This is a genomic window from Pelomonas parva, assembly GCF_043555835.1.
Taxonomy (GTDB): domain Bacteria; phylum Pseudomonadota; class Gammaproteobacteria; order Burkholderiales; family Burkholderiaceae_C; genus Pelomonas; species Pelomonas parva.
Map to the genome: position 1 here is coordinate 1 of NZ_JBIGHV010000016.1, position 13426 is coordinate 13426.

Annotated in this window: 27 protein-coding genes; all 27 read left to right on the plus strand. The window is 61.9% G+C overall.

Going from position 1 to position 13426, the window contains the following annotated elements; genetic code table 11:
* The coding region (locus ACG00Y_RS28020) for an EF-Tu C-terminal domain-related protein (RefSeq protein WP_394484830.1) at positions 1 to 473 on the plus strand (473 nt) is incomplete at its 5' end.
* A 64-nt stretch (positions 474 to 537) separates the two neighbouring features.
* A complete protein-coding gene (gene rpsJ, locus ACG00Y_RS28025; protein WP_056194266.1) occupies positions 538 to 849 on the plus strand; it encodes a 30S ribosomal protein S10 in 312 nt (103 codons plus the stop codon).
* Between the two features lie 279 nt (positions 850 to 1128).
* Positions 1129 to 1800 carry a 50S ribosomal protein L3 gene (rplC, locus tag ACG00Y_RS28030; protein WP_394484919.1) on the plus strand — a complete coding sequence of 224 codons (672 nt, stop codon included), beginning with the start codon at positions 1129 to 1131 and terminating at the stop codon, positions 1798 to 1800.
* Positions 1800 to 2420, plus strand: a complete 621-nt coding sequence (gene rplD / locus ACG00Y_RS28035) for a 50S ribosomal protein L4 (RefSeq protein WP_056194259.1) — start codon at positions 1800 to 1802, stop codon at positions 2418 to 2420. The genes rplC and rplD overlap by 1 nt, the downstream gene beginning before the upstream one ends.
* Positions 2417 to 2731, plus strand: a complete 315-nt coding sequence (rplW, locus tag ACG00Y_RS28040; protein WP_394484832.1) for a 50S ribosomal protein L23 — start codon at positions 2417 to 2419, stop codon at positions 2729 to 2731. Before rplD ends, rplW begins: the two co-directional genes overlap by 4 nt.
* Positions 2732 to 3556 (plus strand): 50S ribosomal protein L2, encoded by an 825-nt coding sequence (gene rplB / locus ACG00Y_RS28045; RefSeq protein WP_394484834.1) that lies wholly within the window; start codon positions 2732 to 2734, stop codon positions 3554 to 3556. It begins immediately after the preceding gene.
* Positions 3557 to 3566: 10 nt separating this feature from the next.
* Complete coding sequence (rpsS, locus tag ACG00Y_RS28050) at positions 3567 to 3845, plus strand: 30S ribosomal protein S19 (RefSeq protein ID WP_056877737.1); 279 nt, start codon at positions 3567 to 3569, stop codon at positions 3843 to 3845.
* Between the two features lie 11 nt (positions 3846 to 3856).
* Positions 3857 to 4186, plus strand: coding sequence for a 50S ribosomal protein L22 (gene rplV, locus ACG00Y_RS28055; protein ID WP_057297242.1), 330 nt, complete (start codon positions 3857 to 3859; stop codon positions 4184 to 4186).
* Positions 4187 to 4198: 12 nt separating this feature from the next.
* Positions 4199 to 5062, plus strand: a complete 864-nt coding sequence (rpsC, locus tag ACG00Y_RS28060) for a 30S ribosomal protein S3 (protein WP_394484837.1) — start codon at positions 4199 to 4201, stop codon at positions 5060 to 5062.
* A 2-nt stretch (positions 5063 to 5064) separates the two neighbouring features.
* Positions 5065 to 5481 carry a 50S ribosomal protein L16 gene (gene rplP, locus ACG00Y_RS28065; RefSeq protein ID WP_394484839.1) on the plus strand — a complete coding sequence of 139 codons (417 nt, stop codon included), beginning with the start codon at positions 5065 to 5067 and terminating at the stop codon, positions 5479 to 5481.
* A 10-nt stretch (positions 5482 to 5491) separates the two neighbouring features.
* Complete coding sequence (rpmC, locus tag ACG00Y_RS28070; RefSeq protein ID WP_394484841.1) at positions 5492 to 5695, plus strand: 50S ribosomal protein L29; 204 nt, start codon at positions 5492 to 5494, stop codon at positions 5693 to 5695.
* On the plus strand, positions 5692 to 5964 hold the full coding sequence (rpsQ, locus tag ACG00Y_RS28075; protein ID WP_394484844.1) for a 30S ribosomal protein S17: 273 nt from the start codon (positions 5692 to 5694) through the stop codon (positions 5962 to 5964). Before rpmC ends, rpsQ begins: the two co-directional genes overlap by 4 nt.
* Positions 5965 to 6058: 94 nt before the next feature.
* Positions 6059 to 6568, plus strand: a complete 510-nt coding sequence (locus ACG00Y_RS28080) for a peroxiredoxin (protein WP_394484846.1) — start codon at positions 6059 to 6061, stop codon at positions 6566 to 6568.
* Between the two features lie 240 nt (positions 6569 to 6808).
* Entirely contained in the window at positions 6809 to 7177 is a 369-nt protein-coding gene (rplN, locus tag ACG00Y_RS28085) for a 50S ribosomal protein L14 (protein ID WP_056194233.1), read from the plus strand.
* Between the two features lie 23 nt (positions 7178 to 7200).
* The gene (rplX, locus tag ACG00Y_RS28090; RefSeq protein WP_056264780.1) at positions 7201 to 7515 is read left to right on the plus strand and encodes a 50S ribosomal protein L24; all 315 of its coding nucleotides are present in this window, start codon (positions 7201 to 7203) and stop codon (positions 7513 to 7515) included.
* Between the two features lie 10 nt (positions 7516 to 7525).
* Positions 7526 to 8065 carry a 50S ribosomal protein L5 gene (gene rplE, locus ACG00Y_RS28095; RefSeq protein WP_394484848.1) on the plus strand — a complete coding sequence of 180 codons (540 nt, stop codon included), beginning with the start codon at positions 7526 to 7528 and terminating at the stop codon, positions 8063 to 8065.
* A gap of 8 nt (positions 8066 to 8073) precedes the next feature.
* Positions 8074 to 8379 carry a 30S ribosomal protein S14 gene (rpsN, locus tag ACG00Y_RS28100; protein WP_348010316.1) on the plus strand — a complete coding sequence of 102 codons (306 nt, stop codon included), beginning with the start codon at positions 8074 to 8076 and terminating at the stop codon, positions 8377 to 8379.
* A 24-nt stretch (positions 8380 to 8403) separates the two neighbouring features.
* Positions 8404 to 8799: a 30S ribosomal protein S8 gene (rpsH, locus tag ACG00Y_RS28105; RefSeq protein ID WP_394484851.1), complete on the plus strand. Its 396-nt coding sequence runs from the start codon at positions 8404 to 8406 to the stop codon at positions 8797 to 8799.
* Between the two features lie 18 nt (positions 8800 to 8817).
* Positions 8818 to 9351: a 50S ribosomal protein L6 gene (gene rplF, locus ACG00Y_RS28110; protein WP_394484853.1), complete on the plus strand. Its 534-nt coding sequence runs from the start codon at positions 8818 to 8820 to the stop codon at positions 9349 to 9351.
* 11 nt (positions 9352 to 9362) lie between these two features.
* Positions 9363 to 9719, plus strand: a complete 357-nt coding sequence (gene rplR / locus ACG00Y_RS28115; protein ID WP_394484855.1) for a 50S ribosomal protein L18 — start codon at positions 9363 to 9365, stop codon at positions 9717 to 9719.
* A gap of 18 nt (positions 9720 to 9737) precedes the next feature.
* On the plus strand, positions 9738 to 10259 hold the full coding sequence (gene rpsE, locus ACG00Y_RS28120) for a 30S ribosomal protein S5 (protein ID WP_394484857.1): 522 nt from the start codon (positions 9738 to 9740) through the stop codon (positions 10257 to 10259).
* 20 nt (positions 10260 to 10279) lie between these two features.
* Positions 10280 to 10462, plus strand: coding sequence for a 50S ribosomal protein L30 (gene rpmD, locus ACG00Y_RS28125; RefSeq protein ID WP_056194210.1), 183 nt, complete (start codon positions 10280 to 10282; stop codon positions 10460 to 10462).
* 26 nt (positions 10463 to 10488) lie between these two features.
* Positions 10489 to 10920 carry a 50S ribosomal protein L15 gene (gene rplO / locus ACG00Y_RS28130; RefSeq protein WP_394484858.1) on the plus strand — a complete coding sequence of 144 codons (432 nt, stop codon included), beginning with the start codon at positions 10489 to 10491 and terminating at the stop codon, positions 10918 to 10920.
* Between the two features lie 28 nt (positions 10921 to 10948).
* Positions 10949 to 12259, plus strand: coding sequence for a preprotein translocase subunit SecY (gene secY, locus ACG00Y_RS28135; protein WP_394484860.1), 1311 nt, complete (start codon positions 10949 to 10951; stop codon positions 12257 to 12259).
* A gap of 122 nt (positions 12260 to 12381) precedes the next feature.
* On the plus strand, positions 12382 to 12495 hold the full coding sequence (rpmJ, locus tag ACG00Y_RS28140; RefSeq protein ID WP_056194202.1) for a 50S ribosomal protein L36: 114 nt from the start codon (positions 12382 to 12384) through the stop codon (positions 12493 to 12495).
* Between the two features lie 34 nt (positions 12496 to 12529).
* The gene (rpsM, locus tag ACG00Y_RS28145) at positions 12530 to 12895 is read left to right on the plus strand and encodes a 30S ribosomal protein S13 (RefSeq protein WP_056194199.1); all 366 of its coding nucleotides are present in this window, start codon (positions 12530 to 12532) and stop codon (positions 12893 to 12895) included.
* A gap of 26 nt (positions 12896 to 12921) precedes the next feature.
* Positions 12922 to 13326, plus strand: coding sequence for a 30S ribosomal protein S11 (rpsK, locus tag ACG00Y_RS28150; protein WP_348010324.1), 405 nt, complete (start codon positions 12922 to 12924; stop codon positions 13324 to 13326).
* Positions 13327 to 13426: the final 100 nt, after the last annotated feature.

Sequence of the window (13426 nt, forward strand, 5' to 3'; positions counted from 1 at the left end):
AGGTCGGCGAAGAAATCGAAATCGTCGGCATCCGCGAAGTCCAGAAGACCACGGTCACGGGCGTCGAAATGTTCCGCAAGCTGCTGGACCAAGGTCAAGCAGGCGACAACGTCGGCATCCTGCTGCGTGGCACCAAGCGTGAAGACGTCGAGCGAGGCCAGGTCCTGGCCAAGCCCGGCACCATCAAGCCCCACACCCACTTCACCGCTGAGATCTACGTTCTGAGCAAGGAAGAGGGCGGCCGCCACACGCCGTTCTTCAACAACTACCGTCCCCAGTTCTACTTCCGCACGACGGACGTGACCGGTGCCGTGGAGCTGCCGAAGGACAAGGAAATGGTCATGCCTGGCGACAACGTCGGCATCACCGTGAAGCTGATCGCGCCGATCGCGATGGAAACCGGCCTGCGCTTCGCCATCCGTGAAGGCGGTCGTACCGTCGGCTCGGGCGTCGTCGCAACGATCCTCGCGTAATCAACTTTTGCTTCGCGCCGCGCGTCCTGCGCGCGGTCGCCAGCCTGCTCTTTAAGGAATCGTCATGCAAAAGCAAAAGATCCGCATCCGCCTGAAGGCGTTTGATTACAAGCTGATCGACCAGTCGGCCCTCGAGATCGTCGAGACCGCCAAGCGCACCGGCGCCATCGTCAAGGGCCCCGTGCCCCTGCCGACGCGCATGGAGCGTTTCGACATCCTGCGTTCGCCCCACGTCAACAAGACGAGCCGCGACCAGTTCGAGATCCGCACCCACCAGCGCCTGATGGACATCGTCGACCCGACCGACAAGACGGTTGACGCGCTGATGAAGCTCGACCTGCCCGCCGGCGTCGACGTCGAAATCAAGCTGCAGTAATTCGCCGGCCTTCGGGCAAGCGATCTCAAGGCCCCGGCCCTGTTTCGACAGGCCGGGGCCTTGTCTTTTGGGGTTGGTGGCCTAACCGAGCTTGCATCCGCACAATCCCGCAGGCTATACTCGCCAGCTTTCCTGGATGGGCCCTGCCTGCCCAGGAGGTTCGCGTGGTGATTCGCAAGCGTCGCCACACAAGTCAGCCCGGCCAATCGATGTCGGGTGTTCGCAATAGCTTCCAAAGCGTGAGTGCCAAGCTCATGCGGCAGGGGCTGGAGAAAAAACATGAGTCTTAGCAATCGTCTCGGATTGCTGGGCCGCAAGGTGGGCATGATGCGCATCTTCACGGACGATGGCGATGCCATCCCTGTGACGGTGCTGGATGTGTCCAACAACCGCGTGACCCAGATCAAGACCGAACAGACCGACGGTTACAGCGCCATTCAGGTGGCGTTCGGTACGCGCAAAGCATCGCGCGTCACCAAGCCTGAAGCTGGCCACCTCGCCAAGGCGGGTGTCGAAGCCGGTGAAATCCTCAAGGAATTCCGCGTCGAAGCCGACGTTGCTGCCCAGTATCAAGCTGGCGGTACGGTGCCTGTGACGCTGTTCGCGACCGGCCAGCTGGTCGACGTGCAAGGCACGTCCATCGGCAAGGGCTTCGCGGGCACCATCAAGCGCCACAACTTCAGCTCGCAGCGCGCGTCGCACGGCAACAGCCGTTCGCACAACGTGCCGGGCTCGATCTCGATGGCGCAAGACCCGGGCCGCGTGTTCCCGGGCAAGAAGATGACCGGCCACATGGGCGACGAAACCGTCACTACCCAGAACCTGGACATCGTGCGCGTTGACGAGGCTCGTCAACTGCTGCTGGTCCGCGGTGCGGTCCCGGGTTCCAAGAATGGCCACGTCGTCGTTCGCCCGGCCGTCAAGGTCAAAGTCAAGAAGGGAGCCAACTGATGCAGCTCGAGCTCCTGAACGAGCAGGGTCAGGCCACCGCCAAGGTGGAAGCGCCTGACACCATCTTCGCTCGCGACTACAACGAAGCCCTGGTGCACCAGGTGGTCGTGGCCTTCCAGGCCAACGCCCGCCAAGGCACCCGCGCCCAGAAGGACCGTGAACAGGTCCATCACTCGACCAAGAAGCCTTTCCGCCAGAAGGGCACCGGCCGCGCTCGCGCCGGTATGACCTCGTCGCCCCTGTGGCGTGGCGGCGGTCGCATCTTCCCGAACATGCCTGACGAGAATTTCTCGCACAAGCTGAACAAGAAGATGTACCGCGCCGGCATGGCTGCGATCCTGTCGCAGCTGGCCCGTGAAGGCCGCCTGGCCGTGGTGGACTCGATCTCGATCGAAGCCCCCAAGACCAAGCTGCTGGCCGCCAAGTTCAAGGCCATGGGCCTGGACTCGGTGCTGGTCATCTCCGACGTCGTCGATGACAACCTGCTGCTGGCTTCGCGCAACCTGGCCAATGTGCTGGTTGTCGAACCGCGCTACGCCGACCCCCTGTCGCTGGTCTTCTACAAGAAGGTGCTGGTGACCAAGGCTGCGGTCGAGCAACTCAAGGAGATGCTGGCATGAGCGCCCCCAAGTATTCCGAAGGCCGTCTGGCCTCCGTGCTGCTCGCGCCCATCGTGTCCGAGAAGGCCACGCAAGTTGCCGAGAAGCACAACCAGGTCCTGTTCAAGGTCCTGCGCGACGCCACCAAGCCCGAGATCAAGGCCGCTGTTGAACTGATGTTCAAGGTCGAGGTCGAGGCGGTCAACGTCGTCCAGGTCAAGGGCAAGACGAAGCGCTTCGGTGGCCGTGCCGGCCGCCGTGACCACATCAAGAAGGCCTACGTCTCCTTGAAGGCGGGTCAAGAGCTCAATTTCTCCGGGGAGGCCGCGTAAATGGCCATCGTCAAAGTCAAACCTACCTCGCCCGGCCGCCGTGGCGTGGTCAAGGTGGTGCACAAGCATCTGCACAAGGGCGCGCCCCATGCAGCTCTGCTTGAGCCCCAAATCCAGAACTCGGGCCGTAACAACAACGGTCACATCACGATTCGCCACAAGGGCGGTGGTCACAAGCACCACTACCGCGTGGTCGACTTCAAGCGCAACAAGGACGGCATTCCGGCCAAGGTCGAGACGATCGAGTACGACCCGAACCGCACGGCCCACATTGCGCTGGTGTGCTACGCCGACGGCGAGCGCCGCTACGTGATCGCCCCGCGCGGTCTGGAAGTGGGCGCGACCATCCTGAGCGGCTCGGAAGCGCCGATCAAGGCTGGCAACACGCTGCCGATCCGCAACATCCCGGTGGGCTCGACGATCCATTGCATCGAGCTGCAGCCTGGCAAGGGCGCCCAGATGATCCGTTCGGCCGGCACCTCTGCCGTCCTGATGGCTCGTGAAGGCGTCTACGCCCAGATCCGTCTGCGCTCCGGCGAAGTCCGCCGCGTGCACGTGGAATGCCGCGCCACCATTGGTGAAGTGAGCAACGAAGAGCACAGCCTGCGCCAGTACGGCAAGGCCGGCGCGATCCGCTGGAAGGGTATCCGTCCGACCGTTCGCGGTGTGGCGATGAACCCGGTGGATCACCCGCACGGTGGTGGCGAAGGCCGCACTGGCGAGGGCCAGGTCCCCGTGTCGCCGTGGAACACCCTGACGAAGGGCTACCGCACTCGCAACAACAAGCGCACGCAGACGTTCATCGTCTCGCGTCGCAAGAAGTAAGGGCTAGGCCATGACTCGCTCACTGAAGAAGGGCCCCTTTGTTGACCACCACTTGCTGGCCAAGGTCGACAAGGCGGTTGCCATCAAGGACAAGAAGCCCATCAAGACCTGGTCGCGCCGCTCGACGATCCTGCCCGAGTTCATCGGTCTGACGATCGCCGTGCACAACGGCAAGCAACACGTGCCGGTTTATGTGTCTGACCAAATGGTCGGCCACAAGCTGGGTGAATTCGCACTGACCCGCACCTTCAAGGGCCACCCGGCCGACAAGAAGGCCGGGAAGAAGTAAGGATGCCGACGATGGAAACCAAAGCAATCGTTCGTGGCGTTCGCCTCTCCTGCGACAAGGGCCGCCTCGTGGCTGACCTGATCCGCGGCAAGAAGGTGGACCAAGCGCTCAACATCCTGGAATTCACCCAGAAGAAGGCGGCCCTGATCATCAAGAAGGCGCTGGAAAGTGCCATCGCCAACGCCGAGCACAACGACGGCGCTGACATCGATGAGCTCAAGGTCACCTCGATCTACGTCGAGCAAGGTGCCACGCTGAAGCGCTTCTCGGCTCGCGCCAAGGGTCGCGGCAACCGCATCAGCAAGCCCACCTGCCACATCTTTGTGGCTGTCGGCAACTAAGGCGCAAAGACTATGGGACAAAAAATCCATCCGGTTGGCTTCCGCCTTCCTGTCACCCGTAACTGGGCTTCGCGCTGGTATGCGAACAACCAAAACTTCGCCACGATGCTGGCCGAAGATCTGAAGGTTCGCGACTACCTGAAGCTGAAGCTCAAGAACGCCGCCGTCTCGCGCATCCTGATCGAGCGCCCCGCCAAGAACGCCCGCATCACGATTTTCTCGGCTCGTCCGGGCGTCGTGATCGGCAAGAAGGGTGAAGACATCGAAGCGCTGAAGGCTGAGCTGACCAAGCGTCTGGGCGTGCCCGTCGCCGTCAACATCGAAGAAGTGCGCAAGCCTGAAGTCGATGCTCAGCTGATCGCCGACTCGATCACCCAGCAGCTCGAAAAGCGCATCATGTTCCGCCGCGCCATGAAGCGCGCTATGCAGAACGCGATGCGTCTGGGTGCCCAGGGCATCAAGATCATGAGCGCTGGTCGTCTGAACGGCATCGAAATCGCTCGTACCGAGTGGTATCGCGAAGGTCGTGTGCCCCTGCACACCCTGAAGGCCGACATCGACTACGGCTTCTCTGAGGCCAAGACCACCTACGGCGTCATTGGCGTCAAGGTCTGGGTCTATCGCGGTGACCGTCTCGCCAATGGCGATGCGCCGGTCATCAACACCCCCGCAGGCGCCGAAGACGATCGCCGCCCGCGCCGTAACGCCCGTCCGGGCGCTCCTGGTGGCCGCGGCCGCCCGGGTAGCGACCGTGGCCCGCGTGACGGAGCAGATCAGCCCGCTGCCGCCGCCCCCACGGGTGACGCAGCCAAGCCCGCCGCCAAGCGCGTGGTCCGCAAGGTCCCCGCAGCCGGTGGTGAGGCCAAAGGAGAATAAATATGCTGCAACCCTCTCGTCGCAAGTACCGCAAGGAGCAGAAGGGCCGCAACACGGGTGTTGCGACTCGCGGCGCTGCGGTGTCTTTCGGTGATTTCGGCCTGAAGGCCACCGAGCGCGGCCGCCTGACGGCCCGCCAGATCGAAGCGGCTCGCCGCGCGATCTCGCGTCACATCAAGCGTGGCGGTCGGATCTTCATCCGCATCTTCCCGGACAAGCCCATCTCGCAAAAGCCTGCCGAAGTCCGCATGGGCAACGGCAAGGGCAACCCGGAGTACTACGTGGCTGAAATTCAGCCCGGCAAGGTGCTCTACGAGATCAACGGCGTGCCTGAAGTGCTGGCCCGCGAGGCGTTCACGCTGGCTGCTGCCAAGCTGCCGCTGCGTTGCACCTTCGTGGCCCGCCAGGTCGGTACCTGAGGAAGACACCATGACGAAAGCAACTGAACTCCGCGCCAAGGACGTCGCTGCCCTCGAAAAGGAAGTGAACGATCTGCTGAAGGCCCACTTCGGCCTGCGCATGCGAAAGGCCACCCAGCAGCTGACCAACCACAGCGAACTGGGCAACACCCGCCGCGACATCGCGCGTGCCAAGACCATCCTGGCGCAGAAGAAGAAGGAGGCCACGAAATGACTGAGGCCCAAGTGACGAAGAACACCCGCACCCTGGTCGGTCGCGTGGTGAGCGACAAGCGTTCCAAGACGGTCACCGTCCTGGTCGAGCGTCGCGCCAAGCACGAGCTCTACGGCAAGATCGTGGCCCGTTCCCGCAAATACCACGCCCATGACGAAAAGGGCGAGTACAAGAACGGCGACGTGGTCGAGATCAGCGAAGGCCGTCCGATCTCCAAGACCAAGAGCTGGGTCGTGACCCGCCTGGTCGAGAAGGCCGAGATCGTCTAAAGACACCGGTCGCATGACCGCTGCAAAACCGGCACGCTGGGAAACTGGCGCGCCGGTTTTCCTTTTTTGTGAAAACTCATTGAGGAGCAACACCATGATCAAGGTTGGCGACAAGCTGCCGGCAGGCAGCCTGCAGGAATTCATCGAAGTTGAGGGCGAGGGTTGCACGCTCGGCCCCAACAGCTTCGACATCGAGAAGGCGACGGCCGGCAAGACCATCGCCATCTTTGCGCTGCCGGGCGCCTACACGCCCACCTGCTCGGCCAAGCATGTGCCTGGCTACGTCGAGTCCGCCGATGCGCTGAAGGCCGCTGGCGTCGACGAGATCTGGTGCGTGTCCGTCAACGACGCCTTCGTCATGGGCGCCTGGGGTCGCGAGCAGAAGACCGGCGGCAAGGTGCGGATGATGGCCGACGGCAGCGCCCTGTTCGCCCAGGCGACGGGTCTGACGCTGGACCTGACCGCCAAGGGCATGGGCGTGCGCTCGCAGCGCTACTCCATGCTGGTCAAGGATGGGGTCGTCATGACGCTAAACATAGAAGGCCCGGGCAAGTTCGAGGTCAGCGATGCGGCGACGCTGCTGGGCCAGGCCAAGGCCGCCTGAAGCGCACACAGAAAATCTTGTGTAGTGGGCATTGACGGATCCAATTCCGCCGATGCATAATGCGCAGCTTCGCCGAACGCCGGTGCTCTCTGCCACGCAGGGAGCCCATGCTGGCTTCGGATCCGCCCTCAACCGTTGGGCAGCAAAGGCGCAAAGCCTCAGCTGTTTGACTTACGGGCCCAAGACTGACCGACGCGTCGCGCTGCAAAGCCGGCAACTCGGGGCAAGTTGGGGACAGACATGATCCAAATGCAATCGCGGCTTGATGTCGCGGACAACACTGGTGCGAAGTCCGTTCAGTGCATCAAGGTGCTGGGCGGTTCCAAGCGCCGTTACGCGCACATTGGCGACATCATCAAGGTCAGCATCAAAGAAGCTGCGCCGCGTGGTCGCGTGAAAAAGGGCGAGGTCTACAGCGCCGTGGTGGTTCGTACCGCCAAGGGCGTGCGCCGTCAGGACGGCTCGCTCGTCAAGTTCGACGGCAATGCCGCCGTGCTGCTCAATGCCAAGCTGGAGCCGATCGGCACCCGCATCTTCGGCCCGGTCACGCGTGAACTGCGTACCGAGCGCTTCATGAAGATCGTGTCGCTGGCGCCCGAGGTGCTTTGAGCCCCCACTGTCTGAGGTAAGCCATGAACAAGATTCGTACCGGCGACCAGGTCATTGTGCTGACCGGCCGCGACAAGGGTAAGCGCGGCACCGTGTCCGCCCGCACCGATGTCGACCACGTTGTGGTTGACGGCATCAATGTCGTCAAGAAGCACGTCAAGCCCAACCCCATGAAGGGCACTACCGGCGGCGTTGTCGACAAGACCATGCCCATCCATCAATCCAACGTGGCGATCTTCAACGCTGCATCCGGCAAGGCTGATCGAGTGGGCGTCAAGCTCGTCGACGGCAAGCGGGTGCGCGTGTTCAAGTCGACCGGCGAAGAGATCAAGGCTTAAGAGGTCCCTCATGGCTCGTCTTCAAACGCATTACCGCGACACCGTCGTGCCTGGCCTGGTCGAGAAGTTCGGCTACAAGTCGGTCATGGAGGTGCCCCGCATCACCAAGATCACGCTCAACATGGGCGTGAGCGAGGCCGTCGCCGACAAGAAGGTCATGGACCACGCTGTGGGTGACCTGACCAAGATCGCTGGCCAGAAGCCTGTCGTCACGAAATCGAAGAAGGCAATCGCCGGCTTCAAGATCCGTGACGCTGTGCCCATCGGCGCGATGGTGACCCTGCGCGGCGTCCAGATGTATGAATTCCTGGACCGCTTCGTGACGATCGCACTGCCGCGCGTCCGTGACTTCCGGGGTATCTCTGGTCGCTCGTTCGACGGCCGTGGCAACTACAACATCGGCGTCAAAGAACAGATCATCTTCCCCGAAATCGAATACGACAAGGTGGATGCTCTGCGTGGTCTGAACATCAGCATCACGACGACTGCCAAGACGGACGACGAAGCCAAGGCCCTCCTTGCTGCGTTCAAGTTCCCGTTCAAGAACTGAGGTGATCTGTGGCTAAAACTTCCATCAAGCAACGTGAACTGAAGCGCGAAGCACTCGTCGCCAAGTTCGCGAAGAAGTACGCAGAGCTGAAGGCCATCATCGACGACAGCAAGAAGTCGGATGAAGAGCGTTATGCCGCTCGCCTGGAGCTGCAGAAGTTCCCCCGCAACGCTTATCCGACCCGTCTGCGCAATCGTTGCGAACTGACCGGTCGCCCGCGCGGCACCTTCCGCAAGTTCGGCCTGGGCCGCAACAAGATCCGTGAGCTGGCGTTCAAGGGCGACATCCCTGGTGTCGTCAAGGCCAGCTGGTAATCGGCTCGATTAGGAGAAATCGCAATGAGCATGAGTGATCCTATCGCCGATATGCTGACCCGGATTCGCAACGCACAGATCGTTGAGAAGCCCAGTGTCGTCATGCCGTCGTCGAAGCTGAAGGTCGCTATCGCCAAGGTCCTGAAGGATGAAGGCTATATCGATGAATTCGCCGTCCGCGGCGAGGCAGCTCGCCCCGAGCTGGAAATTTCCCTGAAGTACTACGCTGGCCGTCCGGTCATCGAACGTATCGAGCGCGTGAGCCGTCCCGGCCTGCGCATCTACAAGGGCCGTCACGACATCCCTCAGGTCATGAATGGCCTGGGCGTCGCGATCGTCACCACCCCGCAAGGCGTGATGACTGACCGCAAGGCGCGCGCTGCCGGCATCGGTGGCGAAGTGCTCTGCTACGTCGCCTAAGCGAGAAGGAGAGACGAAATGTCCCGCGTAGGAAAAATGCCGGTCACCATCCCGCAAGGCGTGGATGTGACCGTGTCCGCTGACTCGATCAGCGTCAAGGGTTCGCTCGGCACGCTGGTGCGTCCGGCAAACAAGCTGGTCAACGTCACGAATGACGCTGGCAAGCTGAGCTTCGTGCCCGCCAACGAGTCGTCTGAAGCCGACGCGATGAGCGGCACGTTCAGAGCGCTGGTGGCCAACATGGTCAACGGCGTCAGCAAGGGCTTCGAGAAGAAGCTGAACTTGGTTGGCGTGGGTTTCCGCGCCCAAGCCCAGGGTCAGAAGCTCAACCTGCAGATCGGTTTCTCTCACCCCGTGGTGAAGGACATGCCGGCTGGCATCAAGGTCGAGTGCCCGACGCAAACCGAAATCATCATCAAGGGCGCTGACCGTCAGGTCGTCGGCCAGATCGCCGCTGAGGTGCGTGCCTTCCGTCCCCCCGAGCCTTACAAGGGCAAGGGCATCCGGTATTCGGATGAGAAGGTCACCATCAAAGAGACCAAGAAGAAGTAAGGAACAGCGCCATGATGACCAAGAAAGAACAACGCCTGCGTCGTTCGCGCCAGACCCGCGCTCGCATTGCGATCCAGCGCGTGGCCCGTCTGACGGTGTTCCGCTCCAACCTGCACATCTACGCCCAAGTCGTCTCGGAAGACGGCGACAAGGTGTTGGCTGCAGCCTCGACGGCCGAGAAGTCGGTCCGCGAACAGCTGAGCAACGGCGGCAACGTCGCTGCTGCGACGCTGGTTGGCAAGTTGATCGCCGAGAAGGCCAAGGCTGCCGGCGTCGAGAAGGTCGCTTTCGACCGCTCGGGCTTCGCCTATCACGGCCGTGTCAAGGCTCTGGCCGAAGCAGCCCGCGAAGCCGGTCTGCAGTTCTGACGCATCAAGGAATAAGAAATGGCAAAGTTTCAACCCCGCGGCGCACAGACTGAAGGCAACGACGACGGTCTGAAGGAAAAGATGATCGCGGTCAACCGCGTCACCAAGGTGGTCAAGGGCGGCCGCACGCTGTCCTTCGCCGCTCTGACGGTGGTCGGTGACGGCGATGGCCGTATCGGCATGGGCAAGGGCAAGGCCAAGGAAGTGCCGGTTGCGGTGCAGAAGGCCATGGAGTCGGCTCGCCGCAACATGGTCAAGGTCAGCCTGAAGAACGGCAGCATCCACCACCAAGTGCTGGGTGAGCACGGCGCGTCGCGCGTCATGCTGGCCCCGGCGCAGACCGGTACCGGCGTCATCGCCGGCGGCCCGATGCGTGCCGTCTTTGAAGTGATGGGCGTGACCGACATCGTGAGCAAAAGCCACGGTTCGACCAACCCTTACAACATGGTCCGCGCCACGCTGGACGCTCTGAAGCGTTCGACGACGCCGGCCTCTGTCGCGGCCAAGCGCGGCAAGACGGTTGAAGAAATCTTCAACTGATCGCCACAGCGGAGCACAAGATGTCTGACAAGAAAACCGTGACGGTCAAGCTGGTGCGTAGCCCCATCGGCTGCCGCGCCTCGCACCGCGCCACCGTGGTCGGCCTGGGTCTGCGTCGGCTGAACAGCCAAAGCACCCTGGAAGACACGCCCGCCGTGCGCGGCATGATCAACAAGATCGCCTATCTGGTGCAGGTGCTTTAAGCGCCAAGCACACTGAGGACAAGACGATGGAACTCAACACGATCAAGCCCGCACAGGGCGCCAAGCATGCCAAGCGCCGTGTCGGCCGTGGCATCGGCTCCGGCCTGGGCAAGACCGCAGGTCGAGGCCACAAGGGGCAGAAGTCCCGCGCTGGCGGTTACCACAAGGTTGGCTTCGAAGGTGGCCAGATGCCGCTGCAGCGTCGCCTGCCTAAGCGCGGCTTCAAGTCGCTGACGCTCAAGTACAACGCCGAAATCACGCTGTCGGACCTGCAAGGTCTGGCCGGCGACGAAATCGACGTGTCGACGCTGAAGGCTGTCGGCCTGGTGCCTCAATTGGCCAAGTCGGTCAAGGTCATCCTGGCTGGCGCCATCGAACGCAAGATCACGCTGAAGGGCGTGAATGCCACGAAGGGCGCGAAGGCGGCCATCGAGGCAGCGGGCGGCTCGGTCGCTTAATCCACAGCGCACAAGGAACTGATCCAGCGTGGCTACCAACGCGAATCAGCTGGCCAAGAGCGGCAAGTTCGGTGACCTGCGTCGCCGGCTTGTGTTCCTGCTTTTGGCTCTGGTCGTCTACCGCATCGGGGCGCATATCCCCGTGCCCGGTATCGACCCTGTCCAGCTGCAGAAGTTCTTCGAAGGCCAGTCGGGCGGCATTCTGAGCCTGTTCAACATGTTCTCGGGCGGTGCGCTGTCGCGCTTCACCGTGTTCGCGTTAGGCATCACGCCGTACATCTCGGCTTCCATCGTGCTGCAGTTGATGACCTATGTGGTCCCGACGTTGGAGCAGCTGAAGAAGGAAGGTGAGGCCGGTCGGCGCAAGATCACGCAGTACACGCGTTATGCGACGCTGGGGTTGGCGCTGTTTCAGAGCTGGTCGATTGCGCTGGCGCTGCAAGGCTCTCCGGGTCTGGTGCTGAGCCCTGGTTTCGGCTTTCAGCTGACGGCAGTGTCCAGCCTGGTGGCCGGCACGATGTTCCTGATGTGGCTGGGTGAGCAGATCACCGAGCGCGGTCTGGGCAACGGCATCTCGATCCTGATCTTTGCCGGTATCGCTGCGGGCTTGCCCAGTGCGATCGGTGGCTTGTTCGAGCTGGTTCGTACTGGCGCGATGGGTTACGGCACGGCGCTGTTCATCGTCGCATTGATCGTCGGTGTGACCTATGTCGTGGTGTTCGTCGAGCGCGGTCAGCGCAAGATCTTGGTGAATTACGCCAAGCGCCAGGTCGGCAACAAGGTTTATGGCGGCCAGTCGTCGCACCTGCCGCTGAAGCTGAACATGTCGGGCGTGATCCCGCCGATCTTTGCGTCGTCCATCATCCTGCTGCCGACGACGGTGGTGAGCTGGTTTGCGACAGGTGACGGCCTGCGCTGGTTGAAGGACCTGGCGAGCATGGTGTCTCCGGGCCAGCCGATCTATGTGCTGCTGTATGCCGCCGCGATCGTGTTCTTCTGCTTCTTCTACACAGCGCTGGTGTTTAACAGCCGTGAGACCGCAGACAACCTGAAGAAGAGTGGTGCGTTCATTCCGGGCATTCGTCCGGGCGATCAGACTGCCAAGCACATCGACAAGATCCTGTCGCGACTGACATTGGCTGGGGCGATCTACATCACCGCAGTCTGTCTGTTGCCTGAGTTCCTGACTCTGAAGTACAACGTGCCGTTCTATTTCGGTGGCACGTCTCTGTTGATCATCGTCGTCGTGACGATGGACTTCTGGGCCCAGGTGCAGAGCTACATCATGAGTCAGCAGTACGAATCACTGCTGAAGAAGGCCAGCTTCAAGCCCAGCTAAGGGCCCGCTGATCTAAACCGTACGATTTAAGTCGTGCTCGCATCGTGTTCCGGGCGAAGTGAGCTGTTTGAACCCCCGGGAACGCGTGTGAGCGCAAAAGAAGTTAGGCCAAGGAGCACACCATGAAAGTTTCGGCATCCGTAAAGCAGATGTGCCGCAATTGCAAGATCATCCGCCGCAAGGGTGTGGTGCGTGTGATCTGCACCGACCCGCGCCACAAGCAGCGCCAAGGCTGAGCCTCGGCTCGCACGACAGGACTAGAGGACAACCATGGCACGTATTGCTGGTATCAACATTCCGCCGCAAAAGCACACTGAGATCGGCCTGACCTCGATCTACGGCATTGGCCGTACGACCGCTCAGCAGATCTGCACGAACTGCGGCATTCCGTTCGACAAGAAGGTCAAGGACCTGAACGACGGCGATCTCGAGAAGATCCGTGACGAGGTCAACAAGCTGACCATCGAAGGTGATCTGCGCCGTGAGCAGTCCATCAACATCAAGCGTCTGATGGACCTCGGTTGCTACCGCGGTTTCCGTCACCGCCGTGGCCTGCCGATGCGCGGTCAACGCACCCGTACGAATGCCCGCACCCGCAAGGGTCCGCGCAAGTCGGCTGCGACCGGCAAGAAGTAAGCTGCCCGAACTGAAAGAAGGTCAATATGGCAAAGGCTCCTAATAACGCGGCGGCACAGCGGGTTCGCAAGAAGGTCCGCAAGAACGTTGCTGACGGCATTGCGCACGTCCACGCGTCGTTCAACAACACGATCATCACCATCACCGACCGTCAAGGCGGCGCCCTGTCCTGGGCTTCGTCGGGTGGCCAAGGCTTCAAGGGCTCGCGCAAGTCGACCCCCTTCGCAGCTCAGGTGGCGGCTGAAGTCGCTGGGCGCGCAGCGCAAGAGCAGGGCATCAAGAACCTAGACGTCAAGATCAAGGGCCCCGGCCCGGGTCGCGAATCGTCGGTGCGTGCTCTGGCTGCGCTCGGCATCCGCATCAACTCGATCTCTGACGTGACGCCGGTGCCGCACAACGGCTGCCGTCCGCAGAAGCGTCGTCGGATCTGATCTCCTTCACCGTTCGGTGACTGGGATATTGCAGATTCGGATGACGGTGCGATAATCGCGCGTTTTCCCGGAGCCGGCGGGCACATCAGTGCCGCGCCGG